Raw genomic sequence first — 24,051 nt, 5'->3', positions numbered from 1 at the left:
AATCATTTTTTATCGTAAACCCAAGCAGTTTCTCCAAAAAGATTCTTGTCATCATAGCCTTACTCTGATATTATAATGAGTGAGTACTCACTTTTATATGAAAGGTGTTGTGTTTTATGATGCAATTATCCAATATGTCCAAGAGCTTTGGAAAACAAACGATTCTGCAAGATGTCTCCATAGATATTAGCGCCAATCAAATCACCGGATTGATTGGTCCTTCAGGTACAGGGAAAACGACATTGATTAAATGCTTGATGGGAATGGAAAAATACGATACTGGTTCTATCCAAATCGATGATACAGCGGTTCCCAACCGTAAACTTTTAAACAAAATCGGCTATATGGCGCAAAGTGATTCGCTATACCATGATTTAACCGGTTTGGAAAACATTCAATTTTTTGCTCATATGTACGGGAGGAAAATATCCAATAAGGCAGTTCAGTCCACACTGAATCTCGTCCAGCTTGAACAGGATAAAAATAAATTGGTAGCCCACTACTCTGGCGGAATGAAACGCCGCTTATCACTTGCGATTGCTTTAATTAATCAGCCTGAGTATTTGATTTTAGATGAGCCTACGGTCGGGATTGATCCCGTGCTTAAATTAAATATCTGGGATCAACTGCATGATTTGAAAAAGGAAAGTACGCTGTTAATTACGACCCACATTATGGATGAAGCCATGAAATGTGACCAGCTGTTATTAATGAAAAATAAAGGAATTGCAGCAAGCGGTACGCCGCAGGAAATATTAGAGAACTTTGGCGTCAGCGATATTGACCAAGTCTTTTTAAAATTGGAGGAAATCGAATATGCGAATGCTTCAGCTGATTAAACGAATTTGCAAACAGGTTCTACGTGATAAACGTACGCTTGCATTATTATTTCTGGCTCCTATTTTTGTCATTACGCTATTGAATTATATTTTTCCAGATCCGGATGACGAGGTAACCATCGCTGCAGTTAATGTCAATGATGAGGTAATCGATATTTTAGAAGATAATGATATCATCGTAAAACAGGAAAACGAGATGGATATACAATCTTATCTGGAAGAAGGAAATGCCAGCGGTGTTTTAGAGGAAAAGGATGGGAATTGGACATTGACCATTCTGAATGATAACCCGATGGATGAGGGTCCTGCTATTCAGGGAAGCTCACAGGCTGTAATGGAAACAAATTTAAATGATCTTTCGGATAATATCGATAACATGATAAGTAATATGGAAGATATGTCAGCAGGCGTAGAAGAAATGATGGAGCAGCTACCTCCTGAGGTCGCAGAGAACATGGATATAAATATGGACACGAATATCAATACAGACATCGATTCTGAAATCGATATGGATAATGATCCGATTTCTGTAGAATATATCTATGGCGATGAAAGCAATACCTTTTTTGAAATTTTAAATCCCATTTTAGTCAGCTTCTTTGTATTCTTTTTTGTTTTTTTAATCGCCGGCATGTCAATGTTAAAAGAAAGAAGCAGCGGTACATTGGAGAAACTATTATCCACGCCAATCAGAAAATCTGAGATTGTATTTGGTTATTTATTCGGCTATGGGATTTTTGCTATTCTGCAGACAGCGATTATCATCCTATATTCTGTATATATATTAGATATGGAAATCGCCGGTTCCATCAGCAATATGTTTATTATTAATATTTTCTTAAGCTTCGTTGCCCTTGGACTTGGCCTTTTATTATCTACCTTTGTCAGCAGTGAATTCCAGATGATTCAATTCATCCCGCTCGTTATTATTCCGCAGATATTCTTCTCTGGAATGCTGAATGTAGATACTATGGAAACATGGCTGCAATGGATTGCGCCGATTATGCCTTTGTACTATGCAGGAAATGCGATGATCGATGTTGTTTTAAAAGGATTTACATTTGGAGAGATTCTGGCTCCCCTCTCTATTTTGTTTTTATTTATTGTTGTTTTTGTAACGTTGAATATTTTGGGTATGCGGCGGTATCGGAAGGTGTGAGAATTTAATGTGATTGCTGCAGGTTAAAAAGAATACGGATTTGTTATAACTATTATCAATCGAAAACTCTTTCTCCGCTTTCATGGGAAAGAGTTTTCTTTATTCATTTAGCCTTAAAGAACCCACTCATTATCCCTGTTAAAAATAAAATGTTTAACATTTTTAATTTTAATAATTGATGCGTGGTTATCCTTTTAATATAAAATTTATCCAGGATTGAATCATTTCCAGTCTATCTTTATTAAACAGATAAAAATTACGTTTCCCCTCCTTGACTAAGTAAATAACATGAGTATTTTTCATTTCCTTGAGATGGTAAGACAATTTGGTATTAGAAATATGGATCCCTTCTTCCTGCAAAATCGTCAGGATATCCATTGGACAAAAGCCACCTTCTGCTTCAGATGAATCCGGAAAAAACTCCCTCCTTCCTTGATCAAATCGCAACATCTCAATAATTCGAATTCTAATTGGATCCTGAAGTACCTTAAAAATATCAGTAACATGAGTATTTTTCATAATTTTATTATAACATTTCCCTCTTGACATTTCAATTTTTTTTGAAATAATAGTTACAGTTCAAAAAAAATTGAAATAAGGTGATTTTTATGAAATACACACGTCGAGAAACAATAAGCTTAATCAGTATTTGCATCGGATCTTTCTTAATTATTCTAGATACAAATATCGTAAATATAATTATTCCACCTTTGAGAGAACAATTATATTTAAGCAATTTACAAACCTCTTGGGTCGTAAATAGCTATGTATTGGTATTTGCTTCGTTCATCCTATTTTTTGCCAGGTTCAGTAAACGAATAGGTGCAAGAAATGCCTTTATCACGGGGATTTCAATCTTTATGGTTGGTTCGCTATTCTGTGGTTTCTCTAACACTTATGAACAATTGGTAATCTCTAGGATTATTCAAGGAGTTGGTGCAGCTATGTTTGCACCTATTGCAACAAAGCTCTTATCATCGACAGTAACAGAGCCAAAAAAAAGAGCGACTGCCTTTGGTATATGGTCCGGAACATCAGGCATCGCATTTGCCTTTTCGCCGATGGTTGGTGGTTTTTTAAATGAATTGTGGGGTTGGCAAAGCACCTTTCTTATCAATATTCCTTTTTCTTTAATTGTCATCTGGACTGGACTTGCTGCAATCAAGGATACAGAAAAAGAAAAAATTCCGATGTTTTTCAAGGAACAGGTGCTGGTTGCATTGTTTATCTTAATTTTCGTATTTATGATACAGGAATATAAAGTAATCTATCAGTTACCGCTGTTATTTACTTTAGGAGGAATCACTTTACTAATTTTTGGATATGCATATAGTATCAAGTTTAGAAATAATCAGACACAAGTAATAGAGCGGCAACTATTCACAAAACAGAATGTTGCCAGCTTAATAAATGGATTTACTTATAATTTTTCAATCTATGGAGTGATGTATTTCCTTTCTATTCATTTTCAGGAACATTTATTTTTGTCTTCGCTTGAGACGGGTGTGAAATTTTTGCCCTTAACGGTTTCCGGTATGCTAATATCCTCATTTTTGTCACCTGTTCTGGTCAATAAATTAGGACAAAAATGGACTCAGCAGCTATGCTTATTGGCTATTATTGCAGGCAGTATATTTTTGTTTACCTACTTCACAATAGCAGCATACTCTGTTTTTATTTTAATTAGTTTTATTCTTTTCGGTTTTTCTGGAGCTATAGCTCCCGTATTAATGAATGCAGCTTTTTTATCAACGGGAGAAAAATATCATAATGAAATTTCTTCATTAGTAAACCTTGCACGTCAAATTGGCAGTATTTTTGGTGTAGTAAGTGTTTCAATTATATTGGATATACTGGCAAATACAACGACCATTCTTTACTTTCTAGTAGTGATTATATTTATCTCATTCTTTGCTTTTCTATACTTAGCATTTGCATACAAACTGAACAATCAAAAATCCGGAATGCATGAATAAAGCCGCCACCTGGAAATATAAGCTTTCAAGATATGCAGGTGTTTTTCAAATAGATTCCTTTTTTATTTTGATAAAAGAAGGGCTGTTACATAATCAATTACCTGATTATGTAACAGCCCTCAACTCAAGTCAAATTGTACGAATACGATTCTATTCTCACTCAAAATATAGCCCATTAATTACTTTAGTGAGTAGAATATTTTCTTAAAACTTGATTACAACCACTACGCCAATTACGTTTGCCCCGCAGTATTAAACGGGAATCTGTAAGGCCTTTCATAGTCCGAAATATTTTTATTCTATAATTCTATTATCGTCCAAAATTTCCGGCTTATGTTTCATGCTGTCCAGTTCCGTAATTTCTCTAATCACTCTGCATGGGTTGCCAGCCGCAAAGGTATTGCTTGGAATGTTCTTCACAACAACACTTCCTGCCCCAATTACGCAATTATCCCCGATTGTTACTCCCGGACAAACAACCACATTTGCTCCAAGCCAGCAATCATTACCAATTTTAACCGGTTTCGCATAACACATATGCTTAGGCACACCGTCTTTATCCATAATGGCGCGGCGTTCATCTGGAAGCATTGGATGTACAGGCGTAACGATCGTCACATTTGGACCAAAATCACAATGATTGCCAATAACCACCTCTGCATCATCTTGAATGGTTAAATTAAAATTTGCAAAAAAATGATTACCAATCTTTGTATGTTTTCCGTAGTGAATATAAATAGGACCTTGCAGACGGCTGTTCTCTCCAATTTCATGGAAAATATTTGAAATGAGTGCTTGTCTCTTTTCCGTTTCATCTTCGAACGTGCGGTTATATTCGAAGCATAGGTTATGAGTTCTCAGCTTTATTTTTTTTAAATCCGGTTCTCCAGGTGAAAAAAGGGTACCTTTAAAGATTTTTTCTTCTTCTCTCATTTTTATTCTCCTAAGTGGAATCTAGCGCAGGATCAACAAGTTTGTTCCAATCGCTTTTTCCTGTAATTTTGTTTCAAAAGTTCATTCTACAAACAGACAAGCCAAACATAACAAGTGCTATTCATACTAAAAGTCACGATTGTCTGCCCATTGGTACTACCAAGGTATTGTAAATGACCAAAATTCGATTGCTTTTCCCACATTTAAGAATAAACAGTCTTAAAAAGATTTGAAGCCTACTTCAATGACTTGCCCAGTTTTGGTAGGGTGGCATTTCATTTTGCCATCTTATTATTTAAGTTCATTCTTATGCAATATTCGCACTTATTATAACATAATTCCATTGCTTATTTCTCACGCTGATTCACTTGCTGTATATCACTTTAGTAAACTAGTAGTTGTTTAAATGCTAATGCTCTATAGGATACTTCTAAAACTCCCAGCAAAGCATAAATAAGCCCTTTTTAGAGAGCTTATTTATTAGCCGGATTGTAATTAATATGATTTTATTCCCTTTAATTATATGATTCATTAAGTTTCATTATGAACAGAACGATTTCGAAAGTAATTGATAACAATCACGATAAAAGCAATCAAAGAAAATAAGCCAAACGAATCCATAAAAGCATGCAGCAGGCTTTCCTTTTCCATCGTTAGCCTCGCGATAAACAGAGCTAAAGAACTAAAGAATAATACAACTACAACCTTACTGAAAGAAGTATGTGTAATAGCCATGCCTAAGATAATAATGAATGAGCTTATTCCAATTATATTTACTAAGATATAGAGTCCTCCCTTTAATCAAATACGCATCCAAACAGCGATTAACTTAAATTTAATTCATAATGATAAAATTGTGAATCCCGGATATATCCATTCTTTTCATGTAATCCCTGAGAAGCAGTATTATCCGGTACTGTTTCCAAAACAATGCTTTTCGCATCTGTTTCCATAGCAAGATCCTTTGCTTTATTTAAAAGCTTTTCTCCTATTCCCTGATTCCTTGCTTCTGCATCTACATACAAATCATTTAGTATCCATGCTTTTTTCATAGATATGGATGAGAATGTCGGATAAAGCTGGGTAAATCCGACATACATTTGATGATCTCTCACCATAAATATCACAGAACCCTTGTGTTCTAAACGCTGCTTTATGTACGCTTTCGCACCTTCTATGTCTGATGTTTGTTCGTAAAACACACGATATAAATTAAATAAATTCGGTACGCCGTCTAAATCTTCCATTGTTGAATAGTAGTTTCCAAGGCCGACGATTACCTCCATCGTTAATATTCTGTTCACTTAATCCACTGTCAGCTCTTCGTTTATCGAACTCAAGTCTATCTCTTTCAAAAGGGCTGCATAGTCTCCTTCTAATTCATCAATGGATGTGACGCCCTCACTAGAACCAGAGATATCTTCCAGGAAATTTCCATATTCATCAATATAACTGATTTCGGTACCAGCCATCGAATAGATTTTCCAATGTCTATCCTCTTTTTGGAGTGAATACAGTATCGTTTGTTGATAGTTATGTATGGACTCATCTTCAAAATATGTTTCTTGTGACGTATAGATAATTGCGTTATCTTCTTCTTTTTCCTCCAAAACGATATCTGTAATCCATGTTTCCCCACCTATATCCATGATGCTTGTGAGTTCTCCCTCAACATCTTGCATTATTGGCGACTCACTATGGAAATAAGACAAAAACTTATCTTCATCCTCTTGATTTTTAGCTAAAATATTGTGTCTTATAACATCAAATAACTTTTCTTATTCGGGGTCTTCTACATTAGAAGAGGCTTCCACTTCCTCACTTAATATCTCTTTCTCATCCGCAGTCTTTTCCTGATCATTTTCTTGATTCTCTGTTTTGGTTTCTTCATTATTGCAAGCAATTAAAAATAAAAACAGAACAAAAATAAATGCTGTAAAACTTCCTTTTTTTATTATATCTTTCTCCGCTCTATTTAATAAGATTAGTTTACCTTATCTATTCTCAATTCACATATATTTTGACTTATTTGGATTTTTGAAGTTAGTTTAGTAATCCATTCCTTGTTAGAAGCTTAGAACAAAATTACAGAAAGAATTTGTCGCTTCTGTGAAGATTATTAACATGCCACAATAATAATTTGAAGTATCTGATTAATAAATCCTCAACAGCTTTATAAATAAAAATAATCACTACTTGTTTTTTACAAAGTAGTGATTATTTTTATATTTAATATTTGCTTGATTGCCAACTTAAGCATTGCTTAAAATTTACTAAGAATATAAATGATTTTCTACCCTGAAATGTTTATGTGTTAAAACAATAGTAAGTTCAATTACGAACTCATCTTTTATATAAACATCATATTATTTTTTGTATGTCGTGCTACTTTACTCATTACTTCGATTCTCTAAAAAGATACAATATTCACACTTTATCTACCCAGCAATACCCAGTTTAGAGAAAAAGATATACATCAGAAGAATCGATGCGATTATCGCCAAAGAGAACGGATATAAATATTTCCAATTTGTAACATCAACGGAATTATTCTCTTTCAGAACAAATTCTGTTTCCCTCGGTTTGATTTTTCCGATAATCAACATCAATCCTACACAAATAACAAATAATATTCCTAAGATATGAATGTAATTTAATCCAAAATCCCAGACCAATTGTGTTAAAGCATAAGCGAAGATAAATACTGCTAAAGATATTTTCGCCGCTATGGTAGGTACACGTTTTGTCAGATATCCTACAATTATAATTGTTAAGATTGGCACATTGTATAACCCATTGACCGTTTGTAAATAAACAAAAAATCCTTCCGGAACCAGTGCAATTAACGGCGCTACAATAATAGCAAAAAGGGCAATGCCAGTACCAATATACTTTCCTTTTCGTACAAGAGTCGCTTGTGTTGCATTTGGATTAATATAAGGCTTATAAACATTTATCATAAATAGAGTCACCGATGAATTGAGTGCTGAATTAAATGTTGATAACACTGCTCCTGCTAAAACAGCAGCAAAAAATCCAAGTAACGGGCTCGGTAACACATGTTCCACAAGTCTAGGATACGCATCTTCAGGTACTAATTCAGGACCGAATATATTAAAAGCAATAATTCCAGGCAAGATAATGATTATCGGCGTGAATAACTTAAATGCCGCCGCAATTAATAACCCTTTTTGCCCTTCCTTTAAGCTTTTGGCTGCAAGTGCACGTTGCATAACAAGTTGGTTGGTCCCCCAATAGAATAGTCCGATTAAAAGCAACCCGGTAAATAAAGTACTAAAAGGGACCGGTTCTGCGGATGAGCCGATAGCATTTAATTTTTCAGGTGTATCATTAACAATCGTGGTTATCCCTTCAAATATGGAACCATCTCCCAAAACGGCTAGACCTAATATTGGTATTAATAGGCCTCCAATGAACAAACCAACTGCATTTACCGTATCACTGATAGCAACAGCTTTTAGTCCACCGAAAATAGCGTAAATGGCACCGATTCCTCCAACAGTGACAGAAATGATCCAAAATGCGGTTAATCTACTGACGCCCAGAATTTCGTCAATATTAAAAATACCATTAAATGCAATAGCACCTGTATATAGAACGGGAGGCATTAAATTCGTGATATACCCAAGTAAAAAAAGAATGGTAACAATTTGTTTCGTTTGTTCATCATAACGATCAGCCAGAAAATCAGGAATCGTTATAATATTCCCTTTTAAATACCGAGGAAGAAAAAATATCGCTACAATAATAAGAGCAATGGCAGCTATTACTTCAAATGCCATGGAAGATAAGCTAAACTGATACCCCTCCGCACTTAAACCAATAAGCTGTTCTGTAGAAAGGTTTGTTAACAATAGCGACCCAGCAATCACCCATGCAGAAAGCCCTCTACCTGCTAAATAATAGCCTTCTGTAGTTTGGAGGTTTTCACCTCGCGTATAAAAATAAGAAATCAGAGCAACCAATCCCATAAAAAACAAAAACGATATAATTGTTATGAATGACATTGAAGGCCTCCTATGATAATAGTTTTTAACAAAATAATTATTTTCTAATGTCGTTCATTGATTTTTGTAGAGAATTAACCGCTCATTCCTCCTCGCCTACTTTTCCCATGTGAAGCAGTTTCTTGAATTTTTATACCTCTCTTACCTTGCTAATATGAAACTCAAATCAATTGGAAATTGATGAAATTGAGGCGCTTTCAAAATCATTCGTATACAAATTTATTTGTTAAACTTCCTAGTTTTTCTATTTCCACAGTTACTTCATCCCCAGGTTTTAAAAATACTTGTTTATCTTCTGATTCCCCCATAATCACTCCCTCTGGTGTGCCGGTTAAAATAAGATCGCCTGGTGTTAATGTCATATACTTAGAGATATAACTAATAATCTCATCACAATGAAAAATCATATCGGAAGTATTTGAGTTTTGTTTTTCCTCCCCATTTACAATCGTTTTAAGTTGCAAATTATTTGGATCCTCCACTTCGTCACTAGTTACTAAATAGGGACCGACTGGACTGAAATCATCACAGCTCTTGCCAAGCAACCATTGACTAGAAACAAATTGTAAATCGCGAGCGGATAAATCATTTCCTGTAACATAGCCAAATACATGATTTAGTGCTTCGTTTACAGGAATATTTTTTGCTGTTTTTCCAATGACCATTCCTAGTTCTACCTCGTAATCTAGCTTTTTTGTGGTTTTCGGAATTTTAATAGCTTGTTTATGTCCTGTTAATGTATTATTAAATTTGTTAAAAAGAATCGGTGTTTCGGGATAGGGTGAACCCGTTTCGTCTGCATGTTTTCGATAGTTTAACCCAACGCAAATAATTTTACTTGGTGAGGTAATAGCTGGTCCCCAATGAATATCTCCCTCTTTCAAATAACGAATCGATTCCGTTTCTACTTGTTCTATATAACTCGCTATTTCTTTCACCGCATCTTTTCCTCCATGGATAACTTCCATCACATCCGTTGGAATAGTGGCATTCCTATGATTTTGGAGCAATTCATCGAAATCGATAATACCTTTATCCGTTTGAATTCCTAAAACCTCTTTATCTTCCTTCTGAATAGTTAAAAATTTCATCATTATTCTCCTCTCTATCCAATTTCATAATGTCGACTATCCTTTACGCAATTTTAAAATTCCAGGTACATTCCGGTGTATAATATCCTCTATAATATGATCGGGAATCTTTGGCATCTTGGTTCCTTCTACAACATCGTTAATTTCCCACAATGTATCTATGGTTTGTGTTATGGTAAAGAACGGGAAATCTGAACCCAAAAAGATTTTATGTGTTACACCATATTCCATAGCTAATACCATTGCATTGTAATATTGCCATGGTCTTCCCCCTAAAGCGGATAAATCCATATACATATTCGGATTTTTACGAACTACTGAAATGCATTCACCAACCCAGGGATGCCCCATATGAGCAATAATTATTTTTAAATCTGGGAAAGCCCTTGCAATGGGATCTAAAGCGGCTGGTCTTGATGCATCTAAAAAACCTTCTGGAACAAAAGATGTCCCTTGATGAAATAGTATGGGAATATCTAATTCATTCGCTTTTGCATATAAGGCAAAATGTTTCTTGTCATCCGGATAGAAATTTTGATACATCGGCCCCAATTTTAATCCGCTTAAATGTAAATTCTTAACTGCATCTTCTAATATACTAGGCGCTAAATCATTGTTCGGATCTACACTCGCAAAGCCAAATAATCTATCCGCATGTTTGGAAACATATTCAGAAACATATTCATTCGGAACCCTCGTGCCGGTTGCCGGTGCATCAAACGCTAAAACGATCGCTCCATCTACATCTTTTATACTTTCTTGATGGTCTTCCGGTAATGCAATTAATTCATGTTTTTCTCCCCAGGCTCTTTGACAGGCTTCTCTCATCGCCCCCGTTACATGACCAGGTCCAAATAAATGGGTGTGACTATCAAGTATCATGGCAAGCAACCCCTCCTCGTTTATTCTGATTCTTCCTATTTGTTGATAAACCTTCTATTTAACTGTTGCTTTTTAATTCATCCCTCAATTCCTTAGGAAGTAAAAAATCAAAATCGCATCCTAACTCCGCTTGTAAAACTGTATTTTCAAATAACAACCCATAGCCACGATCATAAAATGGCTCTGGCTGTACCCATTTTGACTTCCTCTTCTCTAATTCTTCTTCATCAACAAGTAATTGAAGACGCCGATCATGGATATCCAATTTAATTTCATCTCCATTTTCAATTAATCCGAACGGTCCTCCGACAGCGGATTCTGGAGATATATGAACTACCAACGTTCCATAAGAAGTTCCGCTTATTCTTCCATCAGATATACGCACCATATCACGCACACCTTTTTCTAATAGTTTCTGTGGAATAGGTATTTGCCCTTCTTCCGGCATACCTGGAGCACCTTTTGGCCCGAGATTTTTCAAAACTAATACACTATTCTCCTCGACATCGAGATTTGGGTCATCAATCCGCTTCTTCATATCTTCCAAAGAATCAAATACTACTGCTTTTCCTTTATGTTGAAAGAATTTCTTGGATACAGCTGTTTTCTTAATAAGTGAACCACCAGGGGAAAGGTTTCCTTTTAAAACAGCAATGCCCCCGTCTGATTCAATTGGCTCAGTCAACGGAAAGATAACTTTTCTATCCAAGACATGGACATCCATCAAATTCTCTTCCACTGTTCTACCTGTTACCGTCATACATTCTCTATGTAAAAGAGGTTCCAACTCTTTCATTAGAGAAGGTACACCACCAGCTTCAAAGTACTCTTCCATTTGGTATTGTCCAGATGGCCGCAAATTCAATAAAAATGGCGTTCTTTTGCTTATCTCATCGAACGTCTCTAACGGAAGTTTCATACCGAGACGTTGGGCAATAGCAACCATATGAATAATACTATTTGTTGAGCCACCACTCGCCATCGTTACGGTGATCGCATTTTCGATAGCTTCTCTTGTCATAATATCTTTAGGCTTTAAATTTTCTTTTACTAATTGAACAATTCGATTCCCTGTCATCTGTGACATATGACGCCTTCTTGAATCGACAGCAGGTATTGCTGCACACCCAGGTAGAGCCATTCCTAATCCTTCTGCAATCGATGCCATCGTACTAGCTGTCCCCATTACCATACAATGTCCGTCACTCCGGCAAATAGCATTTTCTGCTTCTGCAAGTTGAGCACCATCCAAATTTCCTGCTTTATGTTCTAAGGTAAAACGATAACAATCTGTACAAGCACCGAGGCTTTCCCCGCCCAGCCTGCCATTCAACATCGGCCCTCCCGTTAGGATGATGGATGGTATATTCGCACTGGCAGCGGCCATTAATTGAGCGGGGACCGTTTTATCACAGCCTCCCAATAAAACAACTCCATCAATAGGATGGGCTTTCATCATTTCCTCTGTATCCATGGCCATTAAATTTCGTAACAGCATAGATGTTGGTTTAATATATGGCTCCCCAAGAGAGATCGTCGGAAATTCCATTGGTGTTCCACCCGCTTGCCAGACTCCTCTCTTTACATGTTCAACGAGTTCGTTAAAATGCGAATGACACTTGTTTAATTCACTAAACGTATTGCATATACCAATGATTGGCTTCTTTATATCATCTTCCGTATAACCCATTGATTTTGTAAAAGAACGATGTACAAATCCCCACAGGGTTTGATCAGCAAAATATGTCTCACTTTTTCTCGTTTCGTTACTCAAAGACAGTACCTCCTATCGATTGTTAAATGAAAATGTTGGTAACCCTTGTACATCCATGTTGATACGGAATAATCCCCCAGAATAAAGATGAGATGCTAACTCCTTTTCTGTTAATCCTGTACGAGCACTCGTAACGTATAATTCATTCCGTTTCTCTCCACCAAAGACACAAGAAGTAACACGAGGCACTGGCAGTTTGATTGTTTCTAATAAATTTCTATTATTAGGATCCCAGCAACAAATGACCCCTGCATCCCAATGTGCCACCCATAGATTCCCTTCCATGTCACCTGACATGCCATCAGGCAATTTAAATTTCTCTGGTATAATCACAACAGTTCTCTTATTGTTAATATCACCTGTATTCAAGTCATAATCGAAAGCTACTATCTTATATGCTAACGTATCAATATAATACATGGTTTGATAATCCGGAGACCAGGTTATGCCATTGGAACATCCAACAGATTGAATCTTCGTTGCTATCGAATAATCTAGTTGGAGACAAAATAATTCCCCAGTAAACTTTTCAGCATCTACTCCATTAACAGTTCCTACCCAAAAACGTCCGAATGGATCACATTTGCCATCATTAAATATATTTTCAGAATGCTTATTGGGATTCGTGATAAATGTCTTTTTTTCCGTTTCAAGATGGAATAAATAAATGCCGCTTTCTGTGGCCATAATCACTTCCTGTTCATTCTTAGGAGCAACACTTCCAATATGCTCGCCTATTTCCATTTTTCGATTTCGTTCATTTTTAGGATCATATATATATAAATTCCCTCGAGCACTGTCGATCCAATAGAGTACCTGGCCTTCGCTATCCCAGGAAGGACTTTCTCCTAAATGCGCCTTTTCATCTTGGACTAGTTCCCAAGTTTTATCCAACTATCCCACCTCACCACACTACTAATTTAAAAACACTCGTCTTACAATTCGCTCGCATTGGCTAAATGACCACCGTCAATGACTAAAACAGTACCCGTAATATAAGTTGCTTGGTCAGAAGATAAAAAGTAGACCCCATCCGCTACTTCTTCCACTGTTCCTAATCTTTTCATAGGTGTTTTCTCCGTTAAATTCAATGTCTCATCTCCTTTTTTTAATTTTTTATCCAATGGTGTATCAATAAAGCCGGGTGCTACTGCATTTACTCTAATATTGTACGGTGCCAACTCTACAGCTAACGATTGTGTCAATAAATTAATTCCCCCTTTTGAAGCATTGTAATGGGCTAAGTACGAACTGCCAGCCAAGCCATTTTTAGATGAGATATTTACAATGCAGCCAGGAATTTGATCTTGTATCATTCGCTTTGCTATCCATTGGCTGAGAATAAAATTTGCCCTAAGATTCACTTGCATGATCTGATCCCAATTTTCTATTGGAATTTCAATAACAGGTTCCCTAACAGCTAAACCAGCATTATTAACTAAAATATCTATCCCTTCCCAATAGGCATAAGTCTTCTCCGCTTTTTCTTCTATATCTTCAACATTTTGCAAGTCACAGACAATGGGCAGAATTCGATTATGATAGGTACGACACTCCGCAGCTAAAATGGATAAGTGCTCTTCATCGTTATCCAATATGGCAACACGACAATTGTTTTTTAGATACTTTTGAACAATCCCCTTTCCTATGCCCTTAGCTCCTCCAGTAACTAACACTCTTTTTTGCACATGAACACCCTCTCTCTTTTCAAGATTGAAACATTTACCATTTACTTATATCTGGCATTGTGACTTGTTTTCCATCTGAAGTGATTGACTCCTCAGATAAAATTCCAGGCAATGTCAGTTGTAAAGCCTTATAGATATCAATATTCAGAGGCTTGTCATGCATAATGCAATCTAGGAAATCTTTAATCATATAATAGTCTGCTCCCCAATGGTTAGCGTTTTTTGGTTCAACCGGCATTTTCAAATAATCTTCTGGTAAAAATTCAGGATAAAATGCTTCAAGATCCATCCATTCTTCACTAGATGGATTATAATCTTTTAACCATACGCGATGCTTCTCTCCAGGAACGCTTGGTGCTTCATAACAACCCTTGGTTCCTTGTAAGGAATAATACCGCATAATATGTGGTCGATTAGAAGTTAAATCTAATCGTATTTTTATCAGCGCATCACTTTCTGTTCTGCATAACATAATCGTTGTGTCATCAATTTCATTATCTGGAGATGTATGTGATCCGGAACCTAAACAATTTACATATTGAACGCTTTCGTTAAACCAATTTAATATAGGCCCAAGACTATGTGTCCCATAATTACAACCGCGTTTTCCCATGGTGTCTGTTTTCCGCCACGTTGGATCACCATTTTCATCGTATTGTAAATGTTTCACATTATGTATATACGCTCCCTCCGAATAATAAATCTCGCCAAATAAACCTTTCTTAACCATATTTTGTATAGCAACATTTTCTCGTATATAACAATAATTTTCCGCCATCATGTATTTCGCCTTACTTCGTTTGACTGCATCCAATAATAATTTACATTCTTCCAAAGTTGTTGCCGCGGTTACTTCTGACAGTACATGGATATCCTTATTCAAAGCTGAAATTGCTTGACGCGCGTGCATATGAATAGGAGATGTTAACACAACGACATCAATACCATCGTTAAGGAATTCCTCATAGTTAGAAAAGGTTTTGTTCACACCATATTTTTCTGAAAACTTCATCAGAGCTTCTTTATCCGTATCCATAATGGCTTTTACTTCTACATTATTAAATAAGTTAAAATCTTTATAAAAATCAGCTCCTCGTGTTGTACCAACTATTCCAATCTTCAGTTTATTCATATAAGATCTCTCCTAAATAAATTTATGAAACTTACAAATTAAACGAGCTAATGTAACATCTTTTGTTTAACTTTTTTATTCATGGTCGTTGTTTGCTGCCATCCTCAAATCCATTTTTTAGCATTTGAGGATGGTTATTATTCATATATTAAATGATCCCACTCTACGAAGCTACTTTAAAATTTTTGAATGAATGAAAAAGATACTAAATTAACTCTTTTAAAACATCCTCTATTGCTTGCAATGTGTTATCAATATCTTCTTTGGTGTGACTATAACTAATATGATTCCGTTTAATATTCATCGGCATTTTGAAAAAGCCTCGTTCAATCAGTTTCTTTCGATAACTGACATACATTTCAGCATCATTCTTCATTAAATCTGTATAATTTTTGGGTTCAAAATCCATAAAATATGTTGTCCAAACAGATCCAAATCCAGCTACATATGCTTTCATGCCTAGTCTTTCATGTATTTCGCGAATTCCATTTCTCATCCTATCTCCAAGTTCAAAAATATGTTTATGAACCGGTTCTGTTTCCATAATTTCCATAGTAGCTATCGTTGCTGAAGTACCAACAGCATGCCCATTGTATGTACCAGCAAACCAAACATCTCCACCAGGATTGGTATTGTACCGCTCCATATATTCTTTCTTGCCGGCGACTGCGGCCATCGGGAAACCGTTCGCCATTGCTTTCCCCATTGTTGTCAAATCAGGCGTTACACCAGCAACCTTTTGAAAACCTCCTAAGTCATGACGAAATCCTGTAATCACCTCATCAAAAATCAATACCGCGTTGTTTTCATCACATAAATCACGCAACCCCTGCAAAAATCCATCTTCTGGCATCACACAGCCTATATTATGTGGAATTGGTTCTACAATGATTGCCGCAACTTCATTCTTGTTTTTATGAAAAGTAGCTGCAACATCGTCTAAATCATTGAATGTACAAATCAGTGTATTATCAATTGCTTCATCCATCATTCCAGCAGAACCCGGATCACGTTTGCCGATCATATCAGGAGCACTTAACATGTTTCTTGCTACATAATCATGCCATCCATGATAGCACCCTTGAAATTTAATTAATTTAGTTCGATTTGTTATAGCTCTTGAAAGTCTAATAGCATGATAAGTAGCTTCTGAACCCGAATTGCAAAACAGTACCTGATCTGCTGAAGGAACATTTTTTGTAATTTTATCTGCACATTTAATCTCTAAATCAGTGGTACCTACTCCATATAAGTCTGTTGTTGAAAGAGCTTCAATTACTCGATCATTTACTGCTTTATAATTATGACCTAATATATATGGTCCGAATGCGGATTGATAATCAACATATTTGTTTCCATCCGCATCATAAATGTAAGCGCCTTCCGATTTAGTGAAAATTAAATGAGGATCAACATTTCTTATAGAAGTGTGTACGCCACCAGGGGTATATTTTATTGCCTCTTCATATAATTCTTTACTTTTCGTATTCAACATTTCTAAAAACCCTCCCTATTTTTAATTATGCAAAATGTAGAGCGAAACGACATCACCAAACGAAAGCGCTTTCTAATTGTTTTTAAAATGATCCTCCCCTTTACAATTTAAAATAGTCTACAAAATAAATACACATGAGACATTTCCTAACGAATAAAGCAAACGAAATACATAATACTGAACTTAGTTCTCCTTGTTGAACAAGTATAATGTGCTAATATTAGTTTTGTCAATAGTTAATTTTCTGTTTTATCTGTTAACCGTTGAAAAATACATGAAAAAGTCCGAACCGATTGAAATTCAAATGAATGTTAGAATTTCAATCGGTTCGGACTCTCCTTTATATCACATACCATTTTCTTTTAATGTCATATAAATCATAAAGAAACAGGTATACGAAATCACCTATTATATACTTTTTGCGATGTCTTGTGCTGTTTCACGAACTAGTTCTCCAATTTTTGAAAATCGATCTTTAGGTAATTGAGAGGTATGGCCTGTTACACTAATTGCAGTTGGAGTAGTATGGCGAGCATTAATTATCGGAGCAGCAATGCATCTAACACCAATCTCGCCTTCCTCATCTTCAATAGCATAACCGTTCTGGCGGACAGCACGAAGAGATTCCTTGAAAGTCGTCATATCAGTAATTGTATTCGGTGTTGCCTTATCCAAATTTTCAAATGTCACTATTTGGTCAAGCTCCGATTCACTCAAGTAAGCTGCTATTGCTTTTCCTAATCCCGTTAAATGAATTTCCGTCTTCAGGCCGGGATACGTGGAGAATTTTATGAAACTATCCGGTTCTTCTTTTGCTATATACATGATTTGATTTTCATGAAGGATGCCTAAATGTACAGTAAAACCCGATTCTCCCATCAAACGTTTCATATATGGTTTTGCCAATTCTATCATATTACTATCAGATACATACGTCATTCCAATTTGAAACATTTTGGGACCAATTTGAAAACGACCATTGAGATCTTTTTGAACCATATTATGGTACTCAAGCGTCTTCATAATTGCAAAAACCGTAGCTTTTGGTAAATCAAGCATTTTACAAATTTCTGTTCCCGTATATGTATCTTTCGACTCACTAATAAGTTTTAGTATTTTAATTGTTCTTTCCAAAGCTGGTACGTGATATTTTTCCAATTAGCTCCCCCCAATTACGTTATCTGTTTACAAAGGACTATATATGATTTGTTTAAAATATAACTCTTTGACCAATGAATTAGTTCAGTATATAAACTCGCGTTCGTAATATAGTACCATTATAAGAATATGTTTTTTCTTTTGTCAAGATATCATGTTTGCGTCAACTATTTATGATTACTCTTTAAAGATTTTTAAGACCTTTATTCGGATTAGTTAAACTTTTATTCTGATTTCGATAGAGAGTAAGCTTAATTTTGTTATGGAAAATAAAATATCATTTCATTTTCTCTAAAACCCAATGTAAAAGATATATATGTAATTAATTACTCTGAAATTTCACTCAATAAACCCCTTAATTACCAGGCGCAAAAATATTGAAACAATTATAGTACTAAGATTTACTTAAATGTATAAAAATATTGCCAATCGCAAGCTGTTTAAAAGGGGCTTGCAGTTAAATATAGAAAGCATTCTTTCAAATATTTATCCCTTGCCAATCTAAATATATTAATACGAGAAATATTCTCCAAGAAAATCTTGGAACAACCTGTTTTCTTCTGTATCCGCACGAGTAACGATATAAGTAGATGCCTTTGGAAGCTTTAACTCCGGTGTTCTTACTTCCAGTAATCTCCCTTCTATTAGTTCCCGATTCAAAGCGATTTTAGGAAGAAAAGAGAAACCTAGCCCTTCCTCGATAAATTTTTTCGTAATGTGGACCTGTGTAACAACCATAGTACGTACCTTGTGATACTTTACATGGATCGCATTTAATAGATCATCCCAGTATTCTGGATGATTATAGGTGAATAATGTCTGATTTTCAAATAGATCATGAATATCAATTGGCGGGCTGCTTTCTAAATCACCGCCATCATGGGAGCATACGCAAATCACATCATCTTCTTTTATTTTCTCCACTTGCAATGATCCTTGTACCGGTTTCATCTGCAATAGCCCGAGATCTGCTTCACCCTTTTCAATCATTTCGCTTATTTCCATGGATTCTTTTATCTGCACAATCACTTCCACATCCATGTGCCGCTCCATAAATTGTCTAATAATATATGGAAGAATGGAGGCAGCTAATAATGGAGAAATAGCGATGGTTAACTTTCTTTTATACCCTTGTTCCCAAGCCAGTAAATCATGAGTTCCACGGTCATAGCTGGATAATATTAACCGGGCATGCGGCAAAAATCGGCGTCCAGCTTCCGTAAGAATGATATTACGTCCAGACCGGCTAAAAAATTGTGTGCCAATATCTCTTTCAAGCTGTTTAATATGTGCCGTTACCGTTGGCTGTGCCATATATAGCTTTTCTGCCGTTTTTCTAAAATTTTCACTTTCTGCAGCCATAATAAAGGTCCGTAACCAATTTATATTCATCTCTTCCCCCTGATTGATTATGATTTTTAATCATTTAGTTAATAAATAACTAATATTCATTATTATATATCTCATTTATAATAGACACAAATAGTAAAAATGGAGGAATTATAATGAATTTTCGACCTGGTCTTGAAGGTATTACAGCAGTACAAACCAATTTGAGTTCTGTAGATGGTGAAAATGGCCGCTTGATTTTTCGTGGATACCATGCAGATGAATTAGCTCGTAAGTATACGTTTGAAGAAGTTATCTATTTACTCTGGTATGGGGAACTGCCGGCACAAAATGAATTAAAAAAATTGAAAAAGCAGCTTCATGAAGCAAGAAATTTACCGGAGTACATCATTCGTATTATTGATGAATTACCAGAAGATATGGAAATGATGGCTGTTTTAAGAACAAGTATATCTTCTTTGAAAGCGAATCCAGAATGGCCGCCAACATTAGAAGAAGCAACCCGTATCACAGCTATCATACCAACTATACTTGCTTATCGTTATCGATCTTTACACCATTTAGAATTTATTGCGCCTAATCATCAATTAGATCATGTGTCCAATTACTTGTATATGCTTACTGGTAAAATACCGAAAGACGCACATATCAAAGTTTTAAATGCTTATTTTATTCTTACGGCAGAACATGGTATGAATGCCGCAACGTTCACGTCCAGGGTAATTGCATCTACTGAATCTGATTTGTTTTCTGCCGTTTGTGGAGCAATTGGTGCTATGAAAGGGCCATTACATGGAGGTGCACCAACCGGTGTCATGTCAATGTTAAACGAGATAGGTACAATGGAAAATACCGAAGATTGGTTGAGAAAAAAACTAAATAACAATGAAAAACTGATGGGATTCGGACATCGTGTTTATAAAACAAATGATCCCCGGGCTGAGGCATTAAGCGATGTCATTGAAAGTTTATCGGCTAATGATGATTGGTTTGCCCTTGCAAGGTATGTGGAAAATACCGCAATTCGCTTGCTTAAAGAATATAAACCTGGACGAAGACTTTATACCAATGTTGAGTTTTATGCAGCAGCTGTTTTCAAAGCTATAGATCTGCCGGAAATGCTGTATACACCAACATTTACTGCAAGCAGGACAGCCGGATGGAGTGCTCATGTTCTGGAGCAAGCAGAAAACAATCGGATATTCCGTCCTCTTTCTGAGTATACTGGATTGGAGAATATGATTAATGAAAATACTCAAAGAGGCTAAGAGAAGACTAACCTCTTGGGCAAATACTGCACTAAAATATTAATCGATAAACTCTTAAATGTTCGTAAACATTATAAAGTGAAACTTCCTTCAGCGGGGTTCTTTCATCCCCTGCTGAAGGATGTTTCGCCTTATCTAATTCATGTTTACCGAACATAAAATAGTTATATTTACATTAACTACTGCTCTATCTTTCAGCAAAATTGGCTTTCTCACTAAAAAAATAAAGCTTAATACAAACTTTTTCCAGATTTCTGTTTAAACAAAGTCTTTCCACTCGTCTCACTCACTATATCAATAGTAACACCACGATTAATCCGCTTCGCACTCTCATACAAGAACAACCACGCAAGACCAATAGACAATACGAACATCAGCAGCAAGCCCAGACTGATTACGATCACTGGATTACTTGCTTTCCATGTAAGTAAAACGCCAAATAAACTAAATACGAAACCGAAAAATCCAGAACTTTCCGCGCCCAGATCAACAACAAATGGAGCTGCCTCACCAGGTACGAGCATTAATGCGTAAGGGATGCTTAAAACAGCCAAATACACATATGCCAACAATAATAGAAACATAGACGTTCCAAAGGTTAACCGCTGCTGGGGATTGCCCGGATTAAACCGTGCACCAATTGTTCCGATCCAAATGCCGATGGAGCTGATTCCGATGGTAATTCCAGCTTTCACCACAATTCCAAAGATGAACTGCCACCATGCCCAGCCAAGAAATACTCCTACAATACATTCCAAGATCGTTAAAATAATAAATGGCAGCAGCCAGCTGATCCATAGCTTTCCTAAGGCAATATCGCGGCCTGATAATGGGAGCGTGCGTAAAATCCACGCAGACAATCCTTCCCGTGCAATAGCCGCAGCAGCAAGCTGTCCGTTAAACAATGCATAAATAAATAAAAAGAAGCCTTGAGCAATGGGCCATGAAATATCATTAAATCCGCGAAGATCACTTAAGCGGATGCCACCACTGAAGAAACCAATAACCGGAAAAACGATGAAAAAGGCAAGCGGTAAAAATGTCATCCATTCTCTCATATCACGCTTAATGGAAAACCATTCTTTCTTCCCGATCGCAATAACTGGATGTGATACACCCTGCGCACGCTCTTTTTTAGGTTTACGCTTTTTCTTTTTCCCGCTTCCTTCACTTAGTCTAACCCAACCCGTGCGGAATCCTTTTTCAACTAATGTCGTCGTAAGTAAAATCAACACTCCGGCAAAAAGTATCAATAAAATCATTGGCAGGAAAAAGCTCATTGAACCATTTGCTGCCTGAATTAATGCATCACTTCCCCAGCTTACCGGTACCCAATCCGGTAAAACTGGAAGCCCTGCCATAAGAGACTCTGATAATGAACGGTTATTTGATATTTGCGGTAACATAAATATCAAATAGACAAACAATCCTGACAGAAAGGTCATCGCTGTCATCAATTCATTTGCTCGTCTTGCAGGAATAAGCTGTATGACAACCAAATTAAGCAGGTAGGCAATGGAAAGCCCAATGGTAGCCGCTGTAAACAACATACATACAAGTACGAAATAATAGATAATATTTGCGCCGCTGGCCACCCCATAAGCTGTAAGTGGTACTAAAAGAAATAAAAAAACAGTCAAAGGTGCGCCGATAAAACTTTGCATGTACTTCATTATAAAAATTTGTCTCGTTTTAATCGGCATGGTGAACAGAAACTCTAAATCGGTTGCCGAGTACAAGTGTTTAAACACTTCTGGCATCCCGATTAAAATAATCATTCCAATAATCATTAACAAGCTGAAAGAAAAGATCCCATCTAAAATGGGCTCAGTCACCGAACCGGCAATGTTCCATATCGCCTGAGAGACAAAAAACAACAGAACAGCCAAGACTGCAAAAACAAAAAGATAGGCAAAATAATTTTTAAGATTTTGTGATTTGAGTGTATTTACAAATATTCTGCGCTGATTCTTGAGCAAAACCTTTATCATGATGGACCACCTGGTTGATTTTCTTTCGCCATCTCCTCAATAATCGCTTCTTGGTCATCACTGCCTGTTAATTCTAAGAAAATTTCTTCAAGACTTCCCTCTGTACGTCCGTCTTTTTCCCTTAATTCATCCATTGTTCCAAGTGCGATGATAGCACCATCTGAAATAATACCGATCCGGTCACACATCTGTTCCGCGATTTCAAGAATATGTGTTGTTAAAAACACCGTCATGCCTTTATCGCATTCTTCTCTGAGCAAATTTTTAAGATTCCGTGCACTTTTAGGATCAAGCCCCACGGTTGGTTCATCTAAAAATAAAATTTCCGGATCATGGACGAGTGCTCCACAGATTGCAATTTTCTGCTTCATCCCATGAGAATATCCTTCTATTAATTCATTAGCCCGGTCCGTCAGTCCAAATATGGACAGTAACTGCTCCGCCCGTTCTTTAAAATGATCCGATGATATTTGAAATACAGATGCTACAAACTCCAGATATTCCCATCCAGTCAGTTTCGGATATAAATTTGGCTGGTCTGGAACATAAGCAATCTGCTTTTTCGCTTCAAGCGGATTTTTCCAAATATCATAACCATTTATTTCAATCGTTCCATTTGTTGGCTCAAGCAATCCAGTCATCATTTTAATCGTCGTTGTTTTTCCTGCCCCATTTGGCCCTAAAAATCCAAACAGTTCGCCTTTTCTCACTTCAAAATTAATCTGTTTGACAGCAGCTTGATTTCCATATTTCTTTTCAAGCTCTAAAATTTTGATAGATCGTTCACTCATTTTTTGCCTCCTTGTATATCCCATTCATTTATTCGGTAAAAGAGTAACTTTAATTTTCTGCTATTTCTTCAACAATCAAATCAATACATTTGTTATTTGTTTTTTTATACAATAAATATTATTAACTTTCAATTAATTCCTTTCAAATAGATTCCGCTAATATATGTGCATTATTAATTACTCAGCACCCTAATTATTACAAATCCTGCCCTGCGTGTAAAATAGTTTAAAGTACGATACTAGCTTTTTAAATAGATTTCATCATGCCATAACTTATTGATTTTCACGTCTCTCCAATGACTGACAATAAGCAGTGCAGCGATAATTGAACAATTAATCATCAAACCTGAATAAATTTGCCAGCCTAGATTACCCTTATGATGAATAATTTGAAAGATAAAATATGGAATTAGCAGCATACTTACTGCAAATATGACATATGTAATCTTATTATTCACTTTTAACACCTCCGCTTCCTTTTTGCTTCATCAATTTC

Annotated in this window: 21 protein-coding genes; 4 read left to right on the top strand and 17 right to left on the bottom strand. The window is 36.1% G+C overall.

Annotation, left to right across the window (positions count from 1 at the left end):
- Positions 1–116: 116 nt before the first annotated feature.
- Together BN997_RS15575 and BN997_RS15570 are read left to right on the top strand one after the other, a co-directional pair.
- Positions 117–839 (top strand): ABC transporter ATP-binding protein, encoded by a 723-nt coding sequence (locus BN997_RS15575; RefSeq protein WP_042533605.1) that lies wholly within the window; start codon positions 117–119, stop codon positions 837–839.
- Positions 817–1,998: an ABC transporter permease gene (locus BN997_RS15570; protein WP_042533604.1), complete on the top strand. Its 1,182-nt coding sequence runs from the start codon at positions 817–819 to the stop codon at positions 1,996–1,998. Before BN997_RS15575 ends, BN997_RS15570 begins: the two co-directional genes overlap by 23 nt.
- Positions 1,999–2,184: 186 nt before the next feature.
- Here the strand turns inward: BN997_RS15570 and BN997_RS15565 are convergent, their stop codons facing one another.
- Positions 2,185–2,547: an ArsR/SmtB family transcription factor gene (locus tag BN997_RS15565; RefSeq protein ID WP_139089108.1), complete on the bottom strand. Its 363-nt coding sequence runs from the start codon at positions 2,545–2,547 to the stop codon at positions 2,185–2,187.
- Between the two features lie 59 nt (positions 2,548–2,606).
- On the opposite strand from BN997_RS15565, the gene BN997_RS15560 reads away from it, so the two are divergent.
- A complete protein-coding gene (locus BN997_RS15560; protein ID WP_084612953.1) occupies positions 2,607–3,974 on the top strand; it encodes an MFS transporter in 1,368 nt (455 codons plus the stop codon).
- Between the two features lie 294 nt (positions 3,975–4,268).
- On the opposite strand, the gene BN997_RS15555 is transcribed toward BN997_RS15560, so the two are convergent.
- From BN997_RS15555 to BN997_RS15495, 13 genes are all read right to left on the bottom strand, one after another.
- Positions 4,269–4,907 (bottom strand): sugar O-acetyltransferase, encoded by a 639-nt coding sequence (locus BN997_RS15555; RefSeq protein WP_042533601.1) that lies wholly within the window; start codon positions 4,905–4,907, stop codon positions 4,269–4,271.
- Positions 4,908–5,731: 824 nt separating this feature from the next.
- A complete protein-coding gene (locus BN997_RS15550; RefSeq protein ID WP_042536185.1) occupies positions 5,732–6,193 on the bottom strand; it encodes a GNAT family N-acetyltransferase in 462 nt (153 codons plus the stop codon).
- 18 nt (positions 6,194–6,211) lie between these two features.
- The gene (locus BN997_RS15545; RefSeq protein ID WP_042533600.1) at positions 6,212–6,589 is read right to left on the bottom strand and encodes a hypothetical protein; all 378 of its coding nucleotides are present in this window, start codon (positions 6,587–6,589) and stop codon (positions 6,212–6,214) included.
- A 756-nt stretch (positions 6,590–7,345) separates the two neighbouring features.
- Positions 7,346–8,935: a solute:sodium symporter family transporter gene (locus BN997_RS15540; protein ID WP_042533599.1), complete on the bottom strand. Its 1,590-nt coding sequence runs from the start codon at positions 8,933–8,935 to the stop codon at positions 7,346–7,348.
- 203 nt (positions 8,936–9,138) lie between these two features.
- Positions 9,139–10,029: a fumarylacetoacetate hydrolase family protein gene (locus tag BN997_RS15535; RefSeq protein WP_319022557.1), complete on the bottom strand. Its 891-nt coding sequence runs from the start codon at positions 10,027–10,029 to the stop codon at positions 9,139–9,141.
- 33 nt (positions 10,030–10,062) lie between these two features.
- Positions 10,063–10,908: an amidohydrolase family protein gene (locus tag BN997_RS15530; RefSeq protein WP_042533597.1), complete on the bottom strand. Its 846-nt coding sequence runs from the start codon at positions 10,906–10,908 to the stop codon at positions 10,063–10,065.
- A 58-nt stretch (positions 10,909–10,966) separates the two neighbouring features.
- On the bottom strand, positions 10,967–12,682 hold the full coding sequence (locus tag BN997_RS15525) for an IlvD/Edd family dehydratase (protein ID WP_042533596.1): 1,716 nt from the start codon (positions 12,680–12,682) through the stop codon (positions 10,967–10,969).
- A gap of 12 nt (positions 12,683–12,694) precedes the next feature.
- A complete protein-coding gene (locus tag BN997_RS15520) occupies positions 12,695–13,576 on the bottom strand; it encodes an SMP-30/gluconolactonase/LRE family protein (RefSeq protein WP_042533595.1) in 882 nt (293 codons plus the stop codon).
- 41 nt (positions 13,577–13,617) lie between these two features.
- Positions 13,618–14,370 carry an SDR family NAD(P)-dependent oxidoreductase gene (locus BN997_RS15515; RefSeq protein ID WP_042533594.1) on the bottom strand — a complete coding sequence of 251 codons (753 nt, stop codon included), beginning with the start codon at positions 14,368–14,370 and terminating at the stop codon, positions 13,618–13,620.
- A 34-nt stretch (positions 14,371–14,404) separates the two neighbouring features.
- Complete coding sequence (locus tag BN997_RS15510; protein WP_042533593.1) at positions 14,405–15,502, bottom strand: Gfo/Idh/MocA family protein; 1,098 nt, start codon at positions 15,500–15,502, stop codon at positions 14,405–14,407.
- 205 nt (positions 15,503–15,707) lie between these two features.
- Positions 15,708–16,997, bottom strand: a complete 1,290-nt coding sequence (locus tag BN997_RS15505; protein ID WP_042533592.1) for an aspartate aminotransferase family protein — start codon at positions 16,995–16,997, stop codon at positions 15,708–15,710.
- 408 nt (positions 16,998–17,405) lie between these two features.
- Positions 17,406–18,155, bottom strand: coding sequence for an IclR family transcriptional regulator (locus BN997_RS15500; protein WP_042533591.1), 750 nt, complete (start codon positions 18,153–18,155; stop codon positions 17,406–17,408).
- Positions 18,156–18,665: 510 nt separating this feature from the next.
- A complete protein-coding gene (locus tag BN997_RS15495) occupies positions 18,666–19,547 on the bottom strand; it encodes a LysR family transcriptional regulator (protein WP_042533590.1) in 882 nt (293 codons plus the stop codon).
- 113 nt (positions 19,548–19,660) lie between these two features.
- Between BN997_RS15495 and BN997_RS15490 the strand changes: the two genes are divergently transcribed.
- Complete coding sequence (locus BN997_RS15490; RefSeq protein ID WP_042533589.1) at positions 19,661–20,773, top strand: citrate synthase/methylcitrate synthase; 1,113 nt, start codon at positions 19,661–19,663, stop codon at positions 20,771–20,773.
- A gap of 230 nt (positions 20,774–21,003) precedes the next feature.
- On the opposite strand, the gene BN997_RS15485 is transcribed toward BN997_RS15490, so the two are convergent.
- From BN997_RS15485 to BN997_RS15475, 3 genes are all read right to left on the bottom strand, one after another.
- Entirely contained in the window at positions 21,004–22,764 is a 1,761-nt protein-coding gene (locus tag BN997_RS15485; protein WP_042533588.1) for a putative ABC transporter permease subunit, read from the bottom strand.
- Positions 22,761–23,555: an ABC transporter ATP-binding protein gene (locus BN997_RS15480; RefSeq protein WP_042533587.1), complete on the bottom strand. Its 795-nt coding sequence runs from the start codon at positions 23,553–23,555 to the stop codon at positions 22,761–22,763. Before BN997_RS15480 ends, BN997_RS15485 begins: the two co-directional genes overlap by 4 nt.
- A gap of 239 nt (positions 23,556–23,794) precedes the next feature.
- Entirely contained in the window at positions 23,795–24,013 is a 219-nt protein-coding gene (locus BN997_RS15475; protein WP_042533586.1) for a hypothetical protein, read from the bottom strand.
- Between the last annotated feature and the right edge of the window lie 38 nt (positions 24,014–24,051).

It is taken from the genome of Oceanobacillus oncorhynchi (assembly GCF_000821065.1).
Taxonomy (GTDB): Bacteria; Bacillota; Bacilli; order Bacillales; family Amphibacillaceae; genus Oceanobacillus; species Oceanobacillus oncorhynchi.
The sequence above is the reverse complement of the archived record's forward strand: the minus strand, read 5'-3'. Positions and strand labels throughout refer to the sequence as shown.

Excerpts from the sequence above, each read along its gene's own strand:
- BN997_RS15575 (WP_042533605.1), top strand. The coding sequence starts at position 117 with ATGATGCAATTATCCAATATGTCCAAGAGCTTTGGAAAACAAACGATT.
- BN997_RS15570 (WP_042533604.1), top strand. The coding sequence starts at position 817 with ATGCGAATGCTTCAGCTGATTAAACGAATTTGCAAACAGGTTCTACGT.
- BN997_RS15565 (WP_139089108.1), bottom strand. The coding sequence starts at position 2,547 with ATGTCAAGAGGGAAATGTTATAATAAAATTATGAAAAATACTCATGTT.
- BN997_RS15560 (WP_084612953.1), top strand. The coding sequence starts at position 2,607 with ATGAAATACACACGTCGAGAAACAATAAGCTTAATCAGTATTTGCATC.
- BN997_RS15555 (WP_042533601.1), bottom strand. The coding sequence starts at position 4,907 with ATGAGAGAAGAAGAAAAAATCTTTAAAGGTACCCTTTTTTCACCTGGA.
- BN997_RS15550 (WP_042536185.1), bottom strand. The coding sequence starts at position 6,193 with ATGGAGGTAATCGTCGGCCTTGGAAACTACTATTCAACAATGGAAGAT.
- BN997_RS15545 (WP_042533600.1), bottom strand. The coding sequence starts at position 6,589 with ATGCAAGATGTTGAGGGAGAACTCACAAGCATCATGGATATAGGTGGG.
- BN997_RS15540 (WP_042533599.1), bottom strand. The coding sequence starts at position 8,935 with ATGTCATTCATAACAATTATATCGTTTTTGTTTTTTATGGGATTGGTT.
- BN997_RS15535 (WP_319022557.1), bottom strand. The coding sequence starts at position 10,029 with ATGATGAAATTTTTAACTATTCAGAAGGAAGATAAAGAGGTTTTAGGA.
- BN997_RS15530 (WP_042533597.1), bottom strand. The coding sequence starts at position 10,908 with ATGATACTTGATAGTCACACCCATTTATTTGGACCTGGTCATGTAACG.
- BN997_RS15510 (WP_042533593.1), bottom strand. The coding sequence starts at position 15,502 with ATGAATAAACTGAAGATTGGAATAGTTGGTACAACACGAGGAGCTGAT.
- BN997_RS15505 (WP_042533592.1), bottom strand. The coding sequence starts at position 16,997 with ATGTTGAATACGAAAAGTAAAGAATTATATGAAGAGGCAATAAAATAT.
- BN997_RS15495 (WP_042533590.1), bottom strand. The coding sequence starts at position 19,547 with ATGAATATAAATTGGTTACGGACCTTTATTATGGCTGCAGAAAGTGAA.
- BN997_RS15490 (WP_042533589.1), top strand. The coding sequence starts at position 19,661 with ATGAATTTTCGACCTGGTCTTGAAGGTATTACAGCAGTACAAACCAAT.
- BN997_RS15485 (WP_042533588.1), bottom strand. The coding sequence starts at position 22,764 with ATGATAAAGGTTTTGCTCAAGAATCAGCGCAGAATATTTGTAAATACA.
- BN997_RS15480 (WP_042533587.1), bottom strand. The coding sequence starts at position 23,555 with ATGAGTGAACGATCTATCAAAATTTTAGAGCTTGAAAAGAAATATGGA.